The organism is Pandoraea sp. LA3 (assembly GCF_022696215.1).
GTDB lineage: Bacteria > Pseudomonadota > Gammaproteobacteria > Burkholderiales > Burkholderiaceae > Pandoraea > Pandoraea capi.
Genome location: NZ_PTPY01000036.1, coordinates 539,840 through 560,264, shown reverse-complemented (window position 1 = coordinate 560,264; position 20,425 = coordinate 539,840). Strand labels below are relative to the sequence as shown.

Below are 20,425 nucleotides of genomic sequence, written 5' to 3'. Positions count from 1 at the left end.
TTGTCCGGGGACAAGGCCGGCTATCGAATACGGATACAGAGACGAATACCGGCCGCCACGGGTGGATGGAACGATGCTACGAGAGGTCGACCGGTACAGACATGTACAGTCACTCGGAAAATGTATATTCTGTATCGGTCAATCGTTCAAACTGTATTGGCAACAGCCAATGCAGCGGACACTTATCGTGATCCTGCCCCCATGGTCCAGCCGCTCGCCTTTTCCCTGAACCGCGCCCAGCCTGAAGCGCTCGTCGACCAGATCGTGCGTGAAGTCGAGCACGCGCTACAGCGCCAGACGCTGCATGCCGGTATGCGGATGCCGTCGATCCGGTCGTTGGCGAAGGCCCACGGCATCAGCACTTTCACCGTCGTCGAGGCGTACGACCGTCTCGTGGCGCAAGGCACGCTCGTGGCACGGCGCGGCGCGGGGTTCTTCGTGGCGGGCGCAGCCGATGCCCGCGACGTCGGCACGCTCACCCGCAGCGGCAAACCGACGATGGCGACGACGGCAAGCGAGGTCACCAATGCGTGGCTGCTGTCCGAAATCTTCGCGGACGACTCCATCGCGGTGAAAAGCGGTTGTGGATGGCTACCGGACAGTTGGCTGGACGAAGACGGTCTGCATGGCGCGCTGCGTTCGTTGTCGAAGGGGCCGGGCGCGCACTTTGCGCATTACGGGCATCCGCACGGCTACGGGCCGTTGCGACAGTGGCTCACACGCCGTCTCGGCGAGTTGTCCATCGACGCGCCGCCTGAGCAGATCGTGCTCACGCAGGGCGCCACGCAGGCACTCGATCTGATCGTGCGGACGTTGCTCAAGCCGGGCGACACGGTACTGGTCGAGGCCCCGGCGTACTGCAATTTGCTGGCGGTGTTGCGGCTCGCGGGCCTGAACGTCGTGGGCATCCCCCGCACGGAAGCCGGGCTGGATCTCGCGGCGCTGGAGCAGGCGGCGCAGACGCATCGGCCACGCGCGTTGTTCGTGAATCCGGCGTTGCAGAATCCGTTGGGGACGTCGCTCAGCCCGGCGTCGGCGCATCGGATATTGCAGTGTGCCGAGCAGCATGGTTTCTGGATCGTCGAAGACGATATCTACCGGGAACTGGCCCCGGCTGGCACACCGTCGCTTGCTGCGATGGACGGGTTATCGCGCGTGATCTACGTGTCGAGCTTTTCGAAGACGATCTCGCCGTCGGTGCGCGTGGGGTATCTCGCGTGTTCACGCGATCTGGCGCACGAAATCGCGCGCAGCAAGATGGTGGCGGGTCTCACGTCGTCGGAGATCAACGAGCGCATCGTGCATGCGATCCTCACCGAAGGACGCCACCGCAAGCACATCGAACGTCTGTCGGACCGTCTCACGCGCTCGCGTGCGCGCCTGATCACGCAACTGCAATCGCATGGGGTGACGCTGCTGGCGCAACCGGAAGGCGGGATGTTCGTGTGCGGGAGTCTGCCGTCGACATCTCCCTCGGCACGGGAGCTGGCCGAAGCCGCGTTGCTCGAGAGCATTATGCTGGCCCCGGGCGAATTCTTCTTGGCGCACAACGAGCCTTGCCACTGGTTCCGTTTCAACGTCGCCTACTCGGATGACGCTCGCCTGTTCCGCTTTCTGGATCGTGCGGCGGCAGGGAGGCTGGCGGCGTAAATCGCCTACGAATGTTCTTGTACGGTTGCGGGATCGGTCCCCGCCGCATTGATCGGCTCTAACAATGCGAAACGGCAACGGTCATCGTCGTGGAACACAATTTTGTTGCGGAGGATGTCCATCCCTATCGCGCCGAGACTTGCAACGCCGCCTTCAACCGGTACGGCTCGCGATGCAACTGGATGACGAGGAAGGATTTCTCCATTGAGAGAGAGATCGACTTGCTTCGTAAGCGGGTCACTTACCACCTCAACGCCCAACAAATCGGTGGTTGGAGGGCTGCGACGCCCTGGCCGACCGCCTTTGATAAGAGCGCGTGGAAGTGACGTCGTTTGAGCACCGGAGTCGACAATCACTGGGATTCGAGCATTGTGAACGCCCAAGGGTATCGCCATCACCCGATGCCTATTAGGCAATGCCTTTCCGTCCGCGATTCGAAATTTCCCATTGGCGACCGGCTCGAATCGATCACTCACGAAAAAGCAATCATCTTTGAAATTCAAGATGGACACCTTGTCATCCGCCAGGTACTGAGGGCTTAAGATTCCGGAAAATCCATCTGCCATCAGCGGTGTTTCGTCGATGACATAAAAGCTCTGCTTGATCCGGCGTCCGCCAGCGTCTTCTATCTCGAGCAGGCGCGAACGTGCCTGCGTTGATGATGCAATAGCAATCAGCACCTCTGCACCACCTCCCGCTGCCGTCTTCCCTTTCGTCAACCGCGCATCCCACATGACATGACGATTCGACCCAGTATCGAGCAACATCTTGAAGCGCTGTCCATCAATCTGAACGATGATGAAAGGATTGGCTTTGTGCTCTGGACTGCCGTAGCGAATTGACGATTCGAAGATCGGTTTCACTGAAGGCCATGATGCGCTGCACCGTTGCGATTGTGCGGTTGCCACCATTGAGAGCGACAACACCGTCACAAGGACGCACCACAAGCAATAACGTATGAATATGGGGAAACACATGGGGCTAGTCTGGCAAGAATCGCGATGCAAGAAGTATCGACGGCCCCAGAGTATTCGGGAATCGGCAGATTCCGAATTTCTCTCCAATGGCGGCTCTTTACGTTTCCGTCTCTATTTCACTACGTCGTAAGAAGCAGCGCGCCACCCCGTGCTACACCGTCTCCCCCACTCCAAACCTCTCCCGATACGCCACCGGCGTGACACCGTACTGACGTTGGAACGCGCGGCGCAGGTTCTGTTCGTCGCCGAAGCCCACGCGCGCGGCGATGCGTTTTAGCGGGGCGTCCGTGTCGAGCAGCGCGAATCTCGCCGCTTCCAGACGCATCCGTTCCACCGCCTTCGCGGGCGTCGATCCCGTGCGCGCCAGATAGCTGCGCGCGAACGTGCGCGCACTCATGTTCGCCTGCTCCGCCAGACGCATCACCGACAAGTCGCCGTCCAGCCGCTCGGACATCCACGCATGCAGATCGCCGAACGGTGCGCCCGCCGCGAACTGCTCCTGCAACGGCGGACTGAACTGCGACTGTCCGCCCGCGCGCTTGAGAAACACCACCAGCCGACGCGCCGCCTGCAACGCAACGTCCACGCCCCAGTCGTCCTCGATCAAGGCCAGCCCGAGGTCGATGCCCGCCGTAATGCCTGCCGATGTCCACACCGGGTCCTGACGCACGTAGATCGGATCGGACTCGACCAGCGCCTGCGGAAAGCACTGCTGCAACATCGCCGTATCCAGCCAGTGCGTCGTGGCGCGACGCCCGTCCAGCAACCCCGCCGAACCGAGGATGAACGCCCCGACACACACAGAACACACGCGTCGCACGTTCGGCGCATAGCCGCGCAACCAGTCGCCCACCGGCCCCGGCACCGCAGGACGATGCGCCACCGCGCCACCCACCGCGACCAGCGTGTCGACCGGCATCGTGTCCAGCGCGCGCATCGGCTCCGTGTGCAACGTAATGCCCGACCCCGTCTCCACCGGCCCGCCATGCTCGGATACCACCACCGTTCGGTAAGGCGCCTCCTGCCCTGTCTCCGTGTAGTTGCGGATGACGGCATGAAACGCATCCAACGGCCCCGCCAGGTCGAGCAGAACGAACGGCGGCACGATGAGAAACGCGACCAGACGGGGTGGATGATCGGGTGGATTCATGATGGCTATCGACGCAGGGACGGACACATAGATGAACTCATGAACGGGTGTGCATCAGGCCGCGACCTGCATCTCGCGCCGCTTCGCATCGACGGCGTACCACACCGTCGCCATCGCCGCGATCAGCAGCAGCGGGAATGTCGCCTGATTGATCGTCGACCAGCCGAAACGCGCCAGCAACTGACCGGCGAACAGACTCGCCAGCGCCGTCCCGGCAAAGGTGATGAATTCGTTGGCCGCCTGCGCACGTGCACGCTCTGCCGGACGATACGACATGGTCAGCAGCGTCGTGCCGCCCACAAACATGAAGTTCCAGCCGACACCGAGGAACGCCAGCGCAGCATAGAAATACGCGAGACTCGTCGACATCAGCGCCAGCACGCCGCACAGCGCCGACATGCCGATACCCAGCAGCAGCACCGGCACCACGCCCCAGCGCTTCACGAGATGGCCGGAAAAGAACGACGGCGCATACATCCCGACCAGATGCCACTCGATGATGTGGGCGCCATCGTCGATGCTGTGACCGCAGGCGACGGCCGCGATGGGCGTGGCCGTCATCACGAACATCATCACCATGAAGCCGATCAGGTTGTTCGCCAGCGCCGCCATGTAAATCGGTTGACGCATGATCTCGCCCAGCGGCCGCGCCGGCAACTCATGAGCAGCGCCCGCCGCGCCGCTTGCCGCATGCACCGGCAGATCGCGCAGGAATCCCACGAGCAGCACCAGCGAGACGCCCGACAGAAGCGTGACGACGAGATACGACCCGGCGAACGTCACCGGCGCGAGCCAGTCTTTGCTGCCGGCAGCGAGCGCCGGGCCGATCACGGCGGCCAGCACACCGCCGGTGAGCACCACGGAGATCGCACGCGGTTTGTCTTCGACAGGCACGACGTCCGCCGCCGCCAACCGGTAATAACGCGCGAACGCCTGAAAGACGCCCACGCATGCCGTGCCCGCGCAGAACATGGCGAAGTGACGCTCGTAGATCGCCATGACCGACACCAGCCCGCCCACCGTGCCGAACAGCGCCCCCAGCGCGAAGCCGAGTCGCTGGCCGAAGCGCTGAATGAGCATCGACGCGAAGATCGTCGTGATGGCAGACGCCACGGTGATCAACGAGAACGGCAGCGTGGCGTAGCCCTTGTCGGACGCCAGCATGTAGCCGACGAGGCCCGTGAGCGTCAGGTCGACCGACAGCGCGGCGGTGTAGAGCGCCTGGCAGGCGGCAAGCACGGCGGCGTAGCGGCGTCCGAGTCGGCGGCGCGCAAGCTCGGCTGGATCGGTAGGTGGCGCATCGCGCCCGGCGACGGTATCGGTCATATGCGTGGAATCAGACAAGTGGGGAATCGTTGAGAGTCCTCATCTTGCCGTCGGCCGATTTGGCACGAATGCCAATCATGCATCAAAAAGTGCCACCGAGTGGGAGGATCGCGTTCGCCGATCGTGCGCCCGGCCGCCTCGGCGGAGATCGGCAGACGATTGCCCAGCCTTACCCGGCCTCCCATGCACAAAGGTGATCCACAGCGCGAGCGTCGCGCCAAATCGGTGCGCACCAACTCAGCGCGTCACCGCACCAACGTGCCTCTCGCCGGGCGGCCACCCCTCGGCCGAAAGGACGATGGGAGGTCAACTTTCGCCTGCGCGCCAAAGCCCGGAAAACTTGGATGCAAGTTTGAATACCAAGGTGAATTCCGGCCATCCGGTCGGCCTCCGATACGTCGCTCGCACACGTGAGAAGCCGCCATCGCGGCGACATCCACGCATGCTGGCACGGCCCTTGCGTTAGTCCCCGAATACCGGATCCTCCGGTCTAACCAGGAATAGGGGAAGACGTACCATGAAACGACGCACGCTACTCCAGATGGCGGCCCTCTCGGGCGCCGCATCGCTTACCGGCATGGCGCCGAACTTGTTCGCGCAAAGCAAGCAGCCCATCAAGGTCGGTATCCTGCATTCGCTCTCGGGCACGATGGCCATCTCGGAGACGTCGCTCAAGGATGTCGCGCTCATGACCATCGCCGACATCAACGCCCGCGGCGGCGTGATGGGTCGTCCGCTCGAAGCCGTGGTCGTCGACCCGGCGTCGAACTGGCCGCTCTTCGCCGAAAAGGCACGCCAGTTGCTCACCAAGGACAAGGTCGCCGCCGTGTTCGGCTGCTGGACCTCCGTGTCGCGCAAGTCGGTGCTGCCGGTCTTCGAAGAACTCAACGGCCTGCTCTACTACCCGGTGCAGTACGAAGGCGAAGAGATGTCGAAGAACGTCTTCTACACCGGCGCCGCGCCGAACCAGCAGGCGATTCCGGCCGTGGAATATCTGATGGGCAAGGAAGGCGGCAGTGCCAAGCGCTTCTTCCTGCTCGGCACCGACTATGTCTACCCGCGCACGACCAACAAGATCCTGCGCGCGTTCCTGCACTCGAAGGGCGTGGCCGACAAGGATATTCAGGAGGTCTACACGCCGTTCGGTCACAGCGACTATCAGACCATCGTCGCCAACATCAAGCAGTTCGCCCAGGGCGGCAAGACCACCGTCATCTCGACGATCAACGGTGACTCGAACGTGCCGTTCTACAAGGAACTCGGCAACCAGGGCCTGAAAGCGACGGACGTGCCGGTCGTGGCGTTCTCCGTCGGCGAAGAAGAACTGCGCGGCATCGACACCAAGCCGCTGGTGGGTCACCTCGCGGCGTGGAACTACTTCATGTCGGTGAAAAACCCGACCAACGATTCGTTCAAGAAGGAATGGTTCGCGTACGTCAAGGCCAAGGGGCTGCCCGGCGGCGACAAGCGCGTGACGAACGACCCGATGGAAGCCACCTACGTCGGCATGCATATGTGGAAGCAGGCCGTCGAGAAGGCCGCGAGCACGGACGTCGACAAGGTGCGCACCGCCATGATCGGCCAGTCCTTCAAGTCGCCGGACGGCTTCGACATGGTCATGGACGGCAACCACCACCTGCACAAGCCGGTGATGATCGGCGAAATCCGCCCGGACGGTCAGTTCAACGTCGTGTGGAAGACGAAGTCGACCGTGCGCGCCCAACCGTGGAGCCCGTTCATCGCGGGTAACGAAGGCAAGCCCGACAAGGTCTGATCTTCCTTCCATTCCCTGCGCCGGAGCCGCACCGACGGCTTCCGGCGCATGCAGAGGTTTCGCATGATAACGATAAGACGCTGGACCGCTGCCGCCCTTGTCCTGATCTCTCTGGGCGCTGCGCTGACGATGTCCTCCACGGCCCGTGCGGCCGTCACCAACGACGATCTCGCCGCCCTCGCCGGTGACGATTTCGACGCCAAGGCTCAAGCCATCGATCACCTCGCTGCCGACGGTTCGCCGCAGGCCGCAGCCCTGCTCAAAGCGCTCGCCGACGACACGGCAGCTACCGTGGGCAACAGCATCGCCATTCAGAAGGACGACAAATACGTCGACCCGATCACGGGCGCGCCGGTCAAGGCCGACGACGCCGGATCGCTCACGCTCAACAACGTGCTGCGCGCGAAGGTCGCCACCGCCGCGGCCGCCGGTGCGCTGCTCTCGCCGGATCACGACACGCGTGCGCAAGCGATCGACACGATGCTGCAAAACCCGTCGCCCGCGTTCAAGGCGCTCATCGAGCAAGCCCGCCAGAAGGAGACGGACCCGGCATTGCGCAAGCGTCTCGATCAGCTCTGGGCGCAAACGGCCCTGCACGACGCCGATCCGAAGAAGCGCCGCGAAGCCATCGACCTGATCGCCGCCGCCGGCGATCCGCAGATGCGCGACCTGCTGCTGCCCATCGTCGCCAAACAGGCTGACGGCACCTACGCCGAGCCGGATGCCACCGTGCGCAGCGCCGCCGACATCGCCCTCACGCAACTGGCGTCGGCACAGCGCCGCAGCGAGTTCTTCGGCACGGTCTTCGCCGGTCTCTCGCTCGGCAGCGTGCTCCTGCTCGCCGCCCTCGGTCTGGCGATCACGTACGGCCTCATCGGCGTGATCAACATGGCGCACGGTGAATTCCTGATGATCGGCGCCTATGCCACCTATGTCATGCAGACGCTCTTTCAGCGCTTCGCACCGGGTGCGTTCGATTTCTATCTCGTCGCTGCCGTGCCGACGGCCTTTCTCGTCGCGGCCGCCGTCGGCTTCGTGCTGGAGCGCACCGTCATCAAGCATCTGTATGGACGTCCGCTGGAGACGCTGCTCACGACCTTCGGTATCAGCCTGCTGCTGATTCAGGCGGTGCGCACGCTGTTCGGCGCGCAGAACGTCGAAGTCATCAATCCGTCATGGATGAGCGGCGGCATTGCCGTGCTGCCGAACCTGATGCTGCCGTACAACCGCATCGTGATTCTCGTGTTCGCGCTGGCTGTCGTGGCGATTACGTGGTCGGTGCTGAACCTCACGCGCCTCGGCCTGTTCATTCGCGCCGTGACGCAGAACCGCGCCATGGCCGCCTGCGTGGGCGTGAAGACGGGACGCGTCGACAGCTACGCCTTCGCCTTCGGTGCAGGCATCGCCGGACTGGGCGGTTGCGCACTCTCGCAGATCGGCAACGTCGGCCCCGACCTCGGTCAGAGCTACATCATCGACTCGTTCATGGCCGTGGTGCTCGGCGGCGTGGGTCAGCTTGCCGGGACGATCGTCGGCGCGTTCGGTCTGGGCATCGCCAACAAGCTGCTCGAACCCGTGTGGGGCGCCGTGCTCGCCAAGATCGCCGTGCTGATCCTGATCGTGCTGTTCATCCAGAAGCGCCCCCAGGGCATGTTTGCGCTCAAAGGGCGCAGCGCGGAGGCCTGAATGCAAACGTCGAACTTTCTCCCCGAAGGCGTTGCACCGACGATGTCGCTGGATGTTCCGGCACGCGCGCGGTTGCTGCCCAAACACGTGGCCCCGCTGTTGCTGGCTTTCGTGCTGGCCGTCATGGTGATCGTGCCGGTGTGTGCGCTGGTGCTGCCCGCCACGCATCCGCTGCACCTGTCGGCTTACGCCATGACGCTCGTCGGCAAGATCATGTGCTACGCCATCGCGGCGCTCGCGCTCGATCTGGTGTGGGGCTACTGCGGCATTCTGAGTCTCGGTCACGGCCTGTTCTTCGCGCTCGGCGGCTATGCGATGGGCATGTACCTCATGCGCGGCATCGGCCGTGACGGCGTGTATCACAGCGACCTGCCGGACTTCATGGTGTTTCTCGACTGGAAGGAACTGCCCTGGTACTGGACCGGCACCGAGCATTTCGCGTGGGCGATGTTTCTCGTCGTCGCGTTGCCCGGTGTGGTCGCCTGGCTCTTTGGCTATCTGGCGTTCCGCTCGCGTGTGAAGGGCGTCTATCTGTCGATCATCACGCAGGCGCTCACGTTTGCAGCCATGTTGCTGTTCTATCGCAACGAAACCGGCTTCGGCGGCAACAACGGCTTCACGGATTTCAAGCGAATTCTGGGTTACTCGATCACCTCGGCGAACACGCGCACCGTGCTGTTTCTGGTGACGTTCGCGGTGCTGGTCGGTGCGTTCCTGCTGTGCCGCGCGCTGGTCGTGTCGAAGTTCGGCCGTGTCGTGACTGCCATTCGCGACGGCGAATCGCGCGCCATGTTCCTCGGCTACCGGCCGCTCAGCTACAAGCTGTTCGTGTGGACGCTGTCCGCCATGCTGTGCGGCATTGCCGGTGCGCTGTACGTGCCACAGGTCGGCATCATCAATCCGAGCGAGATGGCGCCGGTCAACTCCATCGAAATGGCGATCTGGGTCGCCATCGGCGGACGCGGCTCGCTCATCGGTGCAATTGCCGGTGCGTTCATCGTGAACGGTGCAAAGAGCTTCTTCACCGCGTACTTCGCCGAATACTGGCTGTTCTTCCTCGGCGCGATGTTCGTGCTGGTACCGCTGTTGCTGCCGCAGGGGGTGATGGGACTCGTCTCGCAACTCACGCGCAAACGCACGCAGCACGCGCCGGCTGCCGCCGAAGGCGACGTGCCCCATCCCGTTTCCGGAGACCGCGCATGAGACCCGACTACGACATTCGCTGGCAGGAGGCCGACGCGCCGGATGCCTCCGTGACCGTCAGCGGCGACGCCACCGGCATGTCGCACCTCGTGGTGCCGGGTGAGATCGATACGTCGCACGGCCTCATCCTCTACCTCGAGAACATTTCCGTATCGTTCGACGGCTTTCGCGCGCTGAACGATCTCTCGCTGTCGATCAAGACCGACGAACTGCGCTGCATCATCGGTCCGAACGGCGCGGGCAAGACGACGATGATGGACGTGATCACCGGCAAGACGCGTCCCGACTCGGGTCGCGCCTTCCTCGGGCAGACGCTCGACCTCTCGCGACTGGACGAACCCGCCATCGCGCAGGCTGGCGTCGGTCGCAAGTTCCAGAAGCCGACGGTGTTCGAGCATCACAGTGTCTGGGAAAACCTTGAACTCGCCTGCGCCGGCGACAAGCGCTGGTTCCACGCGCTGTGGGCGATGCTCACCCCGTTGATGCGACGCCGTATCGAAGAAGTCCTCGCGCTCACGCATCTCGAACATCAGGCGCACGTGCGCGCCGGTCAGTTGTCGCACGGTCAGAAGCAGCGGCTGGAGATCGGGATGTTGTTGATGCAGCAGCCTCAGTTGCTGTTGCTCGACGAGCCGGCGGCCGGTATGACCGACGAGGAAACGGCGCAGTTGGCCGAACTGCTCAACCGTCTGCGCGGCCATTGCTCGATGATGGTGGTCGAGCATGACATGGCGTTCGTCGCGGCGCTCGCGGGCGAAACGGGTCTCGTCACGGTGATGGCCGAAGGCCGGGTGCTCGCCGAAGGCACGCTCGACGCGGTGCAACGCGACGAGCGCGTGATCGAATCGTATCTGGGACGCTGACCATGCTGGAAATTCACGCACTCAATCAGTACTACAGCGGCAGTCACATCCTGCGCAACGTGGAATTCACGGTGCCCGACGCGCAACTCACCGTGCTGCTCGGACGCAACGGCGTGGGCAAGACCACGCTGCTCAAATGCCTCATGGGCGTGGTGCCGGTAAAGTCGGGAAGCATCGCGTGGCGCGGCAAGACGCTTACGTCCTCGCCCTCCTATGCCCGTGTGTCGAGCGGACTGGCGTACGTGCCGCAGGGGCGCGAGATCTTCCCGCGCCTCACCGTCGAGGAGAATCTGTTGATCGGCGCGGCGAGCCGTCCGTCGCGTGAAGCCAAGCGCGGCGTGCCGGACGACATCTACGAGCTGTTCCCGGTGTTGCGCGACATGAAGCAGCGGCGCGGCGGCGATCTGTCCGGCGGACAACAGCAGCAGCTCGCCATCGGACGCGCACTCATGAGCGATCCGCAGCTGCTGATTCTCGACGAGCCGACGGAAGGCATTCAGCCGTCGATCATCAAGGACATCGGACGCACGCTGCGACGCCTCGTGGATGAGCGCGGCATGACGGTGCTGCTCGTCGAGCAGTATTACGACTTCGCGCTCGAACTCGCGGATCACTACCGCGTGATGAGTCGCGGGGCCATCGTCGCGAGCGGTCTGGGCAAGGATATGGAAGCCGACGGTGTGCGGCACATGGTGGCGGTGTAACGACGCGTCGACGCGTCGACGCATCCAACGCCGAACGGGATGTCGCGACGTCGCGGCGCGTGATAGATTCGCGCCATTCGTCGCGATATTCCGTTAGCCCGCGAGCGGTGTTGCGTGCCGTGTTGTTCGCGACCCGCGATTCGGTATTCGCTCACCGTCCACAGGCACGCCCGCGCTTGCGCAAGTTTCCGTCTCTCATGAATCATCCAGACGTTCCCACCGCTATGCCGTCAACCTCTGCGCCGACATCGGCGTCGGCGGCACCCGCGACGTCATCCACGGGCTGGCATGCCGAACTCACACTCGGCTTCGTGCGTCAGCAGGCGCGCACCGTGCTTGCAACGCGTCGGCACAAGGGCCCGCTCGTCGTTCAGAAGTCGCTTCACCCGGAAGGCCCGGGTATCTGCCACGCGGTCGTCGTGCATCCGCCCGGCGGCGTTGCGGGGGGCGATGCGCTGTCCATCGACATCGACGTGGGCAATAACGCGCACGCCGTGCTGACGACGCCGGGCGCGACCAAGTGGTACAAGTCGCAAGGGCGCTTCGGCACGCAGGACATCAAGCTCACCGTGCGCGACGGCGCGAAGCTCGACTGGTTGCCGCTGGAGAACATCGTGTTCGAGCATGCCGATGCGCGTCAGACGATCACGGTGCGACTCGGCGATCACGCCACGGCGATCGGCTGGGACGCGACGCTCCTCGGTCGTCAGGCCGCTGGCGAGCAATGGACGCAGGGCCGCTGGCGCTCGAACTTCGAATTGCGCGACGCGCAGGACCGTCTGCTGTGGGCCGAGCAGGCGGTGCTCGGCGCGGACGACGCCCAACGCACCGGCGCGACCGGCCTCGCGGGCTTCCCCGTCTTCGCCGCACTGTGGGCTGTGGGTCCGGCATGCACGCGTGAGTTGGCCGAGGCGCTGGCCGAAGGACTGCCGTTCGACGACGAGATTCGCGCGGGCATCACCTGCCTGCCGGGCAATGTGCTGGTGCTGCGCGTGCTCAGTCACGACATGGAGACAGCCCGCCGGTTGCTCATCGCCCATTGGCTCAAGCTCCGCCCGCTCGTGCACAACGTTCCCGCCGAACCGCTGCGGATCTGGTCGACCTGATACGACTCAAAGCACGGCGACGGACGCAACAAAGGGCGAACCACGTCCGCCCTTTGCCGCCACTCTGTCACACCCTCATTGACGCATCGACCTGAATGCCTGACGCAGATCCTGCGTCAGCGTTTCCGGCTGCTCCCATGCGGCGAAGTGACCGCCCTTGGCCGGACGGCTGTAGTAGATCAGGTTGGGGAACGCCTTTCTGGCCCAACTTTCGGGCGCTTGATAAAGCTCGTCCGGGAACGCGCTGACCGCAACCGGGATCTTGATGCCCTTCGGCGCGAAGAACGCCAGCTTGTTCTCCCAATACAACCGCGCCGACGACACCGCAGTCTTGGTGAGCCAGTACAACGTGATGTTGTCCAGCACGTCGTCGCGCGTCAGCCCTTCCTGTTTGCCATCGAACACGCGGGCAATCAGCGCGTAGCTGCGGGCGTCGTGGTCGAGCATCCACGCCGCCAGACCGATCGGGGAATCTTCAATGCCGTAGAGCGTCTGCGGACGCGCGCTCATCTCCTGCGCATAGGCCAGCCCGTGCGAATAGAAGAAGTCGAGTTGCTCGTACGCGCGCTTTTCGTCCGCCGATAAACCAGCTGGGGGCGGTTGATGTGCATCGAGCGACTTCTGAATCTCGTCGGGCACGGCACCCGGCATGTTCGTATGGATCGCGAGCAACGCCGGCGGCGCCTGCACCGCCATCTGCTCGGTCACGGCATCGCCCCAGTCGCCGCCCTGCGCGACAAAGTGCTGATAGCCGAGTCGACGCATCAGCTCTGTCCACGCACGCGCAATGTGCGCCGGGTCCCAGCCGAGTTCGGTCGGTTTGCCGGAAAAACCATAGCCCGGCAACGACGGGATGACGACGTCGAAGGCATCGTCCGCCTGAGCGCCATGCGCTGTCGGGTTGGTCAGCGGATCGATGATCTTCAGTTGCTCGATGACCGACCCCGGCCAGCCATGCGTCACGATGATCGGCAAGGCGTTCTTGTTTTTCGAGCGTACGTGGATGAAGTGGATGTCGACGCCGTCGATGGTCGTCACGAACTGCGGCAGCGCATTGAGCTTCGCTTCCACGCGACGCCAGTCGTAGTCCTTCGCCCAGTACTGCGCCAGCCGCTGCATCGTGGCCAGTTGAACACCCTGCGAGCCGTCGTTCACCAGTTCGCGGCTGGGCCATTGGGTGGCGACGATACGCCGACGCAGATCCTTCAACGCCTGGTCCGAGGCGTGGTAGTGAAACGGACGAATCGAGGTGTCGACGGCTTGCGTCGATGCGCTTGCCGTCGCTGTCTCGCCGACCGGTTGTGCGGCCTCAGCCGCAGCGGACGTGATCAAGCCGATGGACAGCACGGTCGCGGAAACCGCCATCAGGCGGACCGCACGAAGAGAGCGCATGGAGCGCGAGCGCTTTGCGGATGGCATGTCGATGTCTCCGGAAGTCAGGTCATCCGACGAGGTTCAGCTCGACGTCGATGTTGTTGCGGGTCGCCTTGGAATACGGGCAAGTCTGGTGTGCCGCGTCGATGAGCGAACGGGCGACATCGCGCTCGAGCCCGGGCAGGCTGACGTTCAGACGCGCCTGAAGGAAGTACGCGCCATCGGCATTCGCGAGATCGACTTCCGCGTCGACAGCGGTATCGGCAGGCAACTGGATCTTCAGCTTGGCCGCCGCCAGCCCCATCGCGCCGATGAAGCACGCAGACCAGCCCGCAGCAAAGAGTTGCTCGGGGTTCGTGCCCGCGCCGGTGGAACCGGGGGCGGACAGCTTGATGTCGAGCTTGCTGTCGGAACTGCGGGCCCAGCCGTCGCGGCCGCCAGTGGTGTGGGTCTTGCCGGTATAGAGCACTTTGCTTGCCATGATGATTTCCTCTTGGGTTTCGTCGGTGGATACTTCTTTTGATTCGCATCCGATTTGATCGGATGCGATGCATATTGCAGCAACGAAATCCAAAAGTCAACGCATTCCGATTAAATCGGATACGATGTATATCGTAAATCGACTGATCCGACCCGACCGACATGAGTAAATCGAAGACTCCCGAGCCCGCGCTGCCTCAGCTTTCCGACTTCCTGTGCTTCGCGGTGTATTCGGCCAACCTGGCCTTCGGCCGTGCCTACAAGCCCCTGCTCGAAGACCTCGGCGTGACCTATACGCAGTGGATTGCGATCGTGGCGCTCTGGGAACACGACGGTATTTCCGTGAAGCAGCTGGGGGAGAAGCTGTTCCTCGAATCGAACACGCTCACGCCCATCCTGAAAAAGCTCGAAGAACTGGGTTATTTGCGCCGGCAGCGCGATCCCGCCGACGAACGGCAAGTCATCGTCAGCCTGACGGACGCCGGCAGACAGCTACGCGAGAAGGGTGGGCAGCGTGATCTGGTCGCCGCGACCGGACTGGATCCGGAGGAATTCGACCGCACGCAAAAGGCCATCGTGAAAATGCGCGACAGCCTGCTCAAGCACACCGGGCAGGATTGATCGCTCCGAGGTAAAGCGACCTGTACTCCGGCGACGAGCCGTATCAACAGGCCCGACGAAGGGCCCGCTGACGAGTGGCGTACCTCGTGTACGCCTCAATACACGCATCGACACGACCGCAACGCACGTGCCGATGCCTGCCGTTCACGCTGACAATGCGCCGAGCACGTCCTGTGCGGTGACGATATCCGCGTTGCGCGCCAGCACCTTGTCCAGCAGCACCCGCTCGACTTCGCTGTCGGGGTCCGGGCAGCAGTCACGCGCAATCACCACGCGATAATCGAGATCGAACGCCTGACGCGTCGTAGACAGCACCACGCCGCTCGTCGTCACACCGGCAAGCACGAGCGTATCGACGTTGGCCGAGCGCAGCAGCGTCTGCATGTCGGTGCCGCTGAATGCGCCGATACGATGCTTGATCACGACCGCTTCGCCGGCTTGCGGTGCGACATCGTCGTGAATCGCCGTGTCCGGCTGATCGAGCAGCAGCACGCCGTTCGCCTTGATCCCCGAGAAGATGCGATTGCGCGCGCTGACTTCGGGATGGCCGGCGCGGAACCCGACCTGGACATACACCACCGTCATCTTCGCGGCACGGGCCGCGCTAAGCAATTGCGCGGTCTTGCCGAGAATCCCGGCGTGACGTTCCGGCGCGACGTTGTGTTGCAGGATGAACGGCTGATAGTCCATCACGAGCAACGCGGACTTGGTGGGGTCGAGGTGTAGCTGGGCTGACATCGTCATATCTCCGGCGAAGCATTCAGTTGGGAAAGCGATCCGATCGCAACGCCGCCACTGTCAGCTTCCGCTCCCTCGCCGTCAAGTCACCGCGCCGATCCCTGTGAGACGTCGCGCTGACACCCGGCGCCTCGCGCGCCCTCTCTCGCCCCGTCTCCCCCTCTCCCCCCTCACTCCTCCCCTCGCCCACCTCTCCACCACCACGCACCATTACGGTGATATCCGTTACCAGGGTGCGCGTGGGCCCTCACGTTTACGCACCAACTTCGGGCAACGCGCCTTTGCGCGCCAGCCCGCGCCGATGTCGCCCTTCGTTGGCCGACGCGCCTCTTCGCCTTGTGCCGTAAGCCTGCACGCGATTTGACGATCCCGGGCACGATTCCTGCTACCTCACTGTATCGACCGGTCAGACCAGATGAGCCGGCCGCCGGAACACTCCTGTTACCGGAATGCTTCGCCCCCGACCCACGAGGTTGCCGACATGCTGCCGTTCATCCGCTCCACCACCGCTCACGACACCATCGCCGCCACGCTCGGCGCGCGCGCCCGTGCCCGCCGTCTCTTCGCCACGCTGATGCTGAGCGTGAGCGCCATCGCCGCGTTCGCGGTGGTCATGCCGCGCGCCGCGCACGCCGACGGCCTCGACGACATCGTCAAGCGCGGCACCCTGCGTGTGGCCGTGCCCCAGGACTTCCCGCCGTTCGGCTCGATCGGCGCCGACATGAAGCCGGTCGGCTACGACATCGACACCGCAGCGCTGCTCGCCAAGGGCATGGGCGTGAAGCTCGAACTCGTGCCGGTGACCAGCGCCAACCGCATTCCGTACCTCACGACGAACAAGGCCGATCTCGTGATCTCCAGCCTCGGCAAAAACGCCGAGCGCGAGAAGGTCATCGACTTCTCCGACGCCTACGCCCCGTTCTATAACGGCGTGTTCGGTCCGAAGGACCTCGCCGTGGCCAAGCCCGCCGACCTGTCGGGCAAGACCATCGGCGTGACGCGCGGCGCCGTGGAAGACCTCGAACTCTCGAAGGTCGCCCCGGCTGACGTCACCATCAAGCGCTTCGAAGACAACAACGGCACCATCTCGGCGTTCCTGTCGGGTCAGGTGCAACTCGTTGCGACGGGCAACGTCGTGGCCGCCGCCATCGTCGCGAAGCATCCGCCCAAGCTGCCCGAGCCGAAGTTCCTCATCAAGAACTCGCCCTGCTTCGTCGGCCTGAACAAGAACGAGCCGCGTCTGCTCGCCAAGGTCAACGCGATCATCGCCGCCTCGAAGAAAGACGGCTCGCTGGGCAAGGTCTCGCAGAAGTGGCTCGGCATGCCGCTGCCGACCGACCTTTGATCGACCGCAGACACGCATAACTCCCCGAGGCGCAAGAAACGCTTAAGCGTCACGCCTCGCTGACCGCCCACGTGCATCCCTCCATGTCCGCTTCATGCATTACGTCCTAGACTTTGCCGATCTGCGGCAATACTTCATGCTGTTCGTGCGCGGCGCCGCGCTGACGATCGTGCTCACAGCCATCGCCACGGTCATCGGCGTGATCATCGGTGCGCTGTGCGCCGTCGCCCGCGAGGAAGGATCGAACTGGTCCAGACTCTTTGCGGGCGCCTACGTCGAACTCATTCGCAACACGCCGTTCATCGTTCAGCTTTTCTTCATCTTCTTCGGTCTGCCCAGTCTGGGCATTCGCATCGACGAGACGACCGCCGCCATCATCGCCATGAGTCTGAACCTCGGCGCCTATGCCACCGAGATCATCCGCGCCGGCATGCGGGCGGTGCCGCGCGGACTCTCGGAAGCCGGGCTGTCGCTCGCCATGACGCGAGGGCAGATTCTGCGTCACGTGATCCTTCCGCAAGCGTTCGCCAAGGTCTTCCCGGCGCTCGCAAGCCAGATCGTCATCGTGATGCTCGGCTCGGCAGTCGTGTCGCAAATCTCCGTGCCGGATCTGTCGTATGCCGCGAACTTCGTGCAGTCGCGCACGTTCCGCGCCTTCGAAAGCTATCTGATCGTCACCGCGCTCTATCTCGTGCTCGCCATCGCGCTGCGTCGCGTGCTCATGCGCTGCGCCAGACGCCTGTTCCGCGGCATGGTCAAGGTCAAGGGAGGTGCGCGATGATCGAATTCTCGTTGTGGGACATGCTGCGCGGGCTGATGCTCGCCGGTCGCTGGACGCTCGCCCTCTCGGCCATCGCCTTCGTGTGCGGCGGACTGGTCGCGCTGTTGCTGCTGGTCATTCGTGTCGGTCGCGTGCAGTGGGCCGCGCGCGCCGTGGCGCTGTACATCGAAGTGTTTCAGGGCACGCCGCTGCTCATGCAACTGTTTCTGGTGTTCTTCGGGCTGCCGTTGCTCGGCCTGGAGGTGTCGCCGTGGGTGGCCGCCGCCGTGTGCCTCACGCTCTACACGAGCGCCTATCTGACGGAAATCTGGCGCGGCTGCGTCGACGCCATCCCGCACGGTCAGTGGGAAGCCTCGTCGAGCCTCGCCATGCGCTACGGCGAACAGTTGCGTCACGTGATCCTGCCGCAGGCGCTGCGCATCGCCATCGCGCCGACGGTCGGCTTCTCGGTGCAGGTCGTCAAGAGCACGGCGCTCGCGTCGATCATCGGCTTCGACGAACTCACCAAGACCGGCACCATGCTTACCAACGCGACGTTCCAGCCGTTCACCGTGTACGGCCTCGTCGCACTGCTCTACTTCGCTGCCTGCTACCCGCTGTCGCTGTGGGCGCGTCATCTCGAAAGGAAACTCCATGTCGCTGATTAAAGTCAGGGGAATGCAAAAGCGCTTCGGCGAAAACCCCGTGCTGCGAGGCATCGACATGGAAGTCGAGCGCGGTCAGGTCGTATCGATCATCGGTAAGAGCGGCTCGGGCAAGAGCACATTGCTGCGCACGCTCAATGGCCTGGAGAGCTTCGATGCCGGCAGCGTCGACGTCGACGGTGTGCTCGTCGGCGCACGTGACACCGATCTGCGCGCCCTGCGCCTGAAGGTCGGCATGGTGTTCCAGCAATACAACCTCTTCCCGCATCTGACGGCGGGCGAGAACGTGATGCTCGCGCAGAAGGTCGTCAAGAAGACGTCGAAAGCCGAGGCGCGCGAAGTGGCCCGCACCATGCTGGCGAAGGTAGGGCTGGCCGACAAGTTCGACAGCTATCCGTCACAACTCTCCGGCGGCCAGCAGCAGCGCGTGGCGATTGCCCGTTCGCTCGCGATGCACCCGGCGGTGCTGCTGTGCGACGAAATTACTTCGGCGCTCGATCCGGAACTGGTCGCGGAAGTGCTCAAGGTGCTCGAAGACCTGGCCGCGGAAGGTATGACGCTGATTCTCGTCACGCACGAGATGCGTTTTGCCCGCCACGTGTCGGACCGCGTGGTGTTCATGCATCAGGGGAAGATCTGGGAATCCGGCGATCCGGAACAGCTCTTCACGCAGCCCGCCACGCAGGAATTGCAGCGGTTCATCTCTCAATGATTTCGCAGTGAAACCGGGGCACGTCGTCGCAGTTTCCACGCCGCACGCCCCGTCGCGACGCCGCGGATTTCGCACGGTTTTGGTGCGTAACACGGCGACGGTAAAACCCAGTGGCGCGGCGTTGGACTCGTGCTTATGATGTGCGGCAACGACGCCCGTCCCCTGACCCCTTCGCATTGAAATTCACCTGTCACGATGAAGCTCACGCCACGCGAAAAAGACAAGCTGCTCATTTTCACCGCTGCCCTGCTCGCCGAACGGCGGCGTGCCCGCGGTCTGAAACTGAACTACCCCGAGGCCGTGGCGTTTATCAGCGCCGCCCTCATGGAAGCCGCGCGCGACGGACGCACCGTCGCCGACCTCATGCATTACGGCACGACGCTGCTCACCCGTGACGACGTCATGGAAGGCGTGCCCGAGATGATTCCGGACATTCAGGTGGAAGCCACCTTCCCGGACGGCACCAAGCTCGTCACCGTGCATCACCCGATTCCCTGAGCGTCACGGACACCTCGGTGTCGTCAGCCAGGCGCTGAATGACACAGAACGTCGCCGTGACCCGATTGATTTGTCCTCGATAACCATTCTTTTAGGACGTCCCCCCATGCCCCGCCCCGACCACCTGCACGACGTGAGCGAAACGACCTCCGTCACTCCCAACGGCGCACGTCGCCTCGCTCGCGTGGCGACCGGCCTCGCGCTGCTCGCGACGTCCGGCGTCGCGCTCGCCCACCCGGGGCATCCGGGCCACGACGCCGCAAGCAGCTTCGCCGCAGGCTTCCTGCATCCGCTGACCGGCGCCGATCACCTGTGCGCGATGATCGTGGTCGGACTGTGGAGTTCGCTGACGTCCAAACGCGTGTGGGCTGCACCGCTCGCCTTCGTCGCGATGCTCGCCGCCGGCGGCCTGCTCGGCATGATGCACTGGTTCTCCCTGCCGCTGGTCGAGCCGATGATCGCCGTCTCGCTGCTCGTGCTCGGTCTGATGCTGGCCACGCGCGCACAACTGCCCGGTTGGGCCGGCGCCGCCATCGTCGGTGCGTTCGCGATCTTCCACGGCTTCGCGCACGGCGCGGAGTTGCCTGATGAAGCGAGCGCCATGCACTACATGGCCGGCTTCCTGGCCGCGACCGGCATGCTGCATTGCATCGGCATCGCCGCGGGCGTGGCACTGCGCAACCGCACGGTGTGGCTGCCGCGTCTGCTCGGCGCGGGCGTGCTCGCCTACGGCGCGACGCTGCTCGTCGCGGCGACCTGATCGAGACACCCGAACATTTCCCGGAGACGGAGA

The 20,425-nt window shown here is 63.9% G+C and carries 20 protein-coding genes; 14 read left to right on the top strand and 6 right to left on the bottom strand.

The features are described from left to right. Nucleotides 1-201 precede the first annotated feature (201 nt). Entirely contained in the window at nucleotides 202-1,650 is a 1,449-nt protein-coding gene (locus C5N93_RS20935) for a PLP-dependent aminotransferase family protein (protein WP_242560753.1), read from the top strand. 5 nt (nucleotides 1,651-1,655) lie between these two features. Here the strand turns inward: C5N93_RS20935 and C5N93_RS20930 are convergent, their stop codons facing one another. From C5N93_RS20930 to C5N93_RS20920, 3 genes are all read right to left on the bottom strand, one after another. After that, the gene (locus C5N93_RS20930) at nucleotides 1,656-2,513 is read right to left on the bottom strand and encodes a retroviral-like aspartic protease family protein (RefSeq protein WP_242560752.1); all 858 of its coding nucleotides are present in this window, start codon (nucleotides 2,511-2,513) and stop codon (nucleotides 1,656-1,658) included. A gap of 265 nt (nucleotides 2,514-2,778) precedes the next feature. Next, nucleotides 2,779-3,777 carry a helix-turn-helix domain-containing protein gene (locus tag C5N93_RS20925; RefSeq protein WP_242560751.1) on the bottom strand — a complete coding sequence of 333 codons (999 nt, stop codon included), beginning with the start codon at nucleotides 3,775-3,777 and terminating at the stop codon, nucleotides 2,779-2,781. Between the two features lie 54 nt (nucleotides 3,778-3,831). Further along, complete coding sequence (locus C5N93_RS20920) at nucleotides 3,832-5,103, bottom strand: MFS transporter (protein WP_242560750.1); 1,272 nt, start codon at nucleotides 5,101-5,103, stop codon at nucleotides 3,832-3,834. Nucleotides 5,104-5,620: 517 nt separating this feature from the next. On the opposite strand from C5N93_RS20920, the gene urtA reads away from it, so the two are divergent. The 6 genes from urtA (at nucleotide 5,621) to C5N93_RS20890 (ending at nucleotide 12,439) form a co-directional block, all read left to right on the top strand. After that, a complete protein-coding gene (gene urtA, locus C5N93_RS20915; protein ID WP_242560749.1) occupies nucleotides 5,621-6,877 on the top strand; it encodes an urea ABC transporter substrate-binding protein in 1,257 nt (418 codons plus the stop codon). Nucleotides 6,878-6,940: 63 nt separating this feature from the next. Then, a complete protein-coding gene (urtB, locus tag C5N93_RS20910; protein WP_242560748.1) occupies nucleotides 6,941-8,563 on the top strand; it encodes an urea ABC transporter permease subunit UrtB in 1,623 nt (540 codons plus the stop codon). Then, nucleotides 8,564-9,766, top strand: a complete 1,203-nt coding sequence (gene urtC, locus C5N93_RS20905) for an urea ABC transporter permease subunit UrtC (RefSeq protein ID WP_242560747.1) — start codon at nucleotides 8,564-8,566, stop codon at nucleotides 9,764-9,766. It begins immediately after the preceding gene. Continuing rightward, the gene (gene urtD, locus C5N93_RS20900) at nucleotides 9,763-10,629 is read left to right on the top strand and encodes an urea ABC transporter ATP-binding protein UrtD (RefSeq protein WP_242560746.1); all 867 of its coding nucleotides are present in this window, start codon (nucleotides 9,763-9,765) and stop codon (nucleotides 10,627-10,629) included. The genes urtC and urtD overlap by 4 nt, the downstream gene beginning before the upstream one ends. Before the next feature lie 2 nt (nucleotides 10,630-10,631). After that, the gene (urtE, locus tag C5N93_RS20895; RefSeq protein ID WP_069342058.1) at nucleotides 10,632-11,333 is read left to right on the top strand and encodes an urea ABC transporter ATP-binding subunit UrtE; all 702 of its coding nucleotides are present in this window, start codon (nucleotides 10,632-10,634) and stop codon (nucleotides 11,331-11,333) included. 224 nt (nucleotides 11,334-11,557) lie between these two features. Beyond that, nucleotides 11,558-12,439 (top strand): urease accessory protein UreD, encoded by an 882-nt coding sequence (locus C5N93_RS20890; protein ID WP_242560745.1) that lies wholly within the window; start codon nucleotides 11,558-11,560, stop codon nucleotides 12,437-12,439. Nucleotides 12,440-12,514: 75 nt separating this feature from the next. Here the strand turns inward: C5N93_RS20890 and C5N93_RS20885 are convergent, their stop codons facing one another. Together C5N93_RS20885 and C5N93_RS20880 are read right to left on the bottom strand one after the other, a co-directional pair. After that, nucleotides 12,515-13,858, bottom strand: coding sequence for an epoxide hydrolase (locus tag C5N93_RS20885; RefSeq protein ID WP_242560744.1), 1,344 nt, complete (start codon nucleotides 13,856-13,858; stop codon nucleotides 12,515-12,517). A gap of 22 nt (nucleotides 13,859-13,880) precedes the next feature. After that, the gene (locus C5N93_RS20880; RefSeq protein ID WP_242560743.1) at nucleotides 13,881-14,294 is read right to left on the bottom strand and encodes an organic hydroperoxide resistance protein; all 414 of its coding nucleotides are present in this window, start codon (nucleotides 14,292-14,294) and stop codon (nucleotides 13,881-13,883) included. Nucleotides 14,295-14,455: 161 nt separating this feature from the next. Between C5N93_RS20880 and C5N93_RS20875 the strand changes: the two genes are divergently transcribed. Further along, a complete protein-coding gene (locus C5N93_RS20875) occupies nucleotides 14,456-14,914 on the top strand; it encodes a MarR family transcriptional regulator (RefSeq protein WP_242560742.1) in 459 nt (152 codons plus the stop codon). Nucleotides 14,915-15,058: 144 nt separating this feature from the next. On the opposite strand, the gene C5N93_RS20870 is transcribed toward C5N93_RS20875, so the two are convergent. After that, the gene (locus tag C5N93_RS20870) at nucleotides 15,059-15,652 is read right to left on the bottom strand and encodes an isochorismatase family cysteine hydrolase (protein ID WP_242560741.1); all 594 of its coding nucleotides are present in this window, start codon (nucleotides 15,650-15,652) and stop codon (nucleotides 15,059-15,061) included. Between the two features lie 574 nt (nucleotides 15,653-16,226). Between C5N93_RS20870 and C5N93_RS20865 the strand changes: the two genes are divergently transcribed. The 6 genes from C5N93_RS20865 to C5N93_RS20840 all read left to right on the top strand — a co-directional run bounded on the left by C5N93_RS20865 (nucleotide 16,227) and on the right by C5N93_RS20840 (nucleotide 20,392). Beyond that, entirely contained in the window at nucleotides 16,227-16,997 is a 771-nt protein-coding gene (locus C5N93_RS20865; RefSeq protein WP_069342118.1) for a transporter substrate-binding domain-containing protein, read from the top strand. A gap of 94 nt (nucleotides 16,998-17,091) precedes the next feature. Then, on the top strand, nucleotides 17,092-17,778 hold the full coding sequence (locus C5N93_RS20860) for an amino acid ABC transporter permease (protein WP_150720844.1): 687 nt from the start codon (nucleotides 17,092-17,094) through the stop codon (nucleotides 17,776-17,778). After that, nucleotides 17,775-18,425 (top strand): amino acid ABC transporter permease, encoded by a 651-nt coding sequence (locus C5N93_RS20855; RefSeq protein WP_242560740.1) that lies wholly within the window; start codon nucleotides 17,775-17,777, stop codon nucleotides 18,423-18,425. The genes C5N93_RS20860 and C5N93_RS20855 overlap by 4 nt, the downstream gene beginning before the upstream one ends. After that, on the top strand, nucleotides 18,412-19,134 hold the full coding sequence (locus C5N93_RS20850) for an amino acid ABC transporter ATP-binding protein (protein WP_069342052.1): 723 nt from the start codon (nucleotides 18,412-18,414) through the stop codon (nucleotides 19,132-19,134). The genes C5N93_RS20855 and C5N93_RS20850 overlap by 14 nt, the downstream gene beginning before the upstream one ends. 195 nt (nucleotides 19,135-19,329) lie before the next feature. Further along, nucleotides 19,330-19,632, top strand: coding sequence for an urease subunit gamma (locus tag C5N93_RS20845; protein WP_039407388.1), 303 nt, complete (start codon nucleotides 19,330-19,332; stop codon nucleotides 19,630-19,632). A 106-nt stretch (nucleotides 19,633-19,738) separates the two neighbouring features. Continuing rightward, nucleotides 19,739-20,392 (top strand): HupE/UreJ family protein, encoded by a 654-nt coding sequence (locus tag C5N93_RS20840; RefSeq protein WP_242560739.1) that lies wholly within the window; start codon nucleotides 19,739-19,741, stop codon nucleotides 20,390-20,392. Nucleotides 20,393-20,425 lie beyond the last annotated feature (33 nt).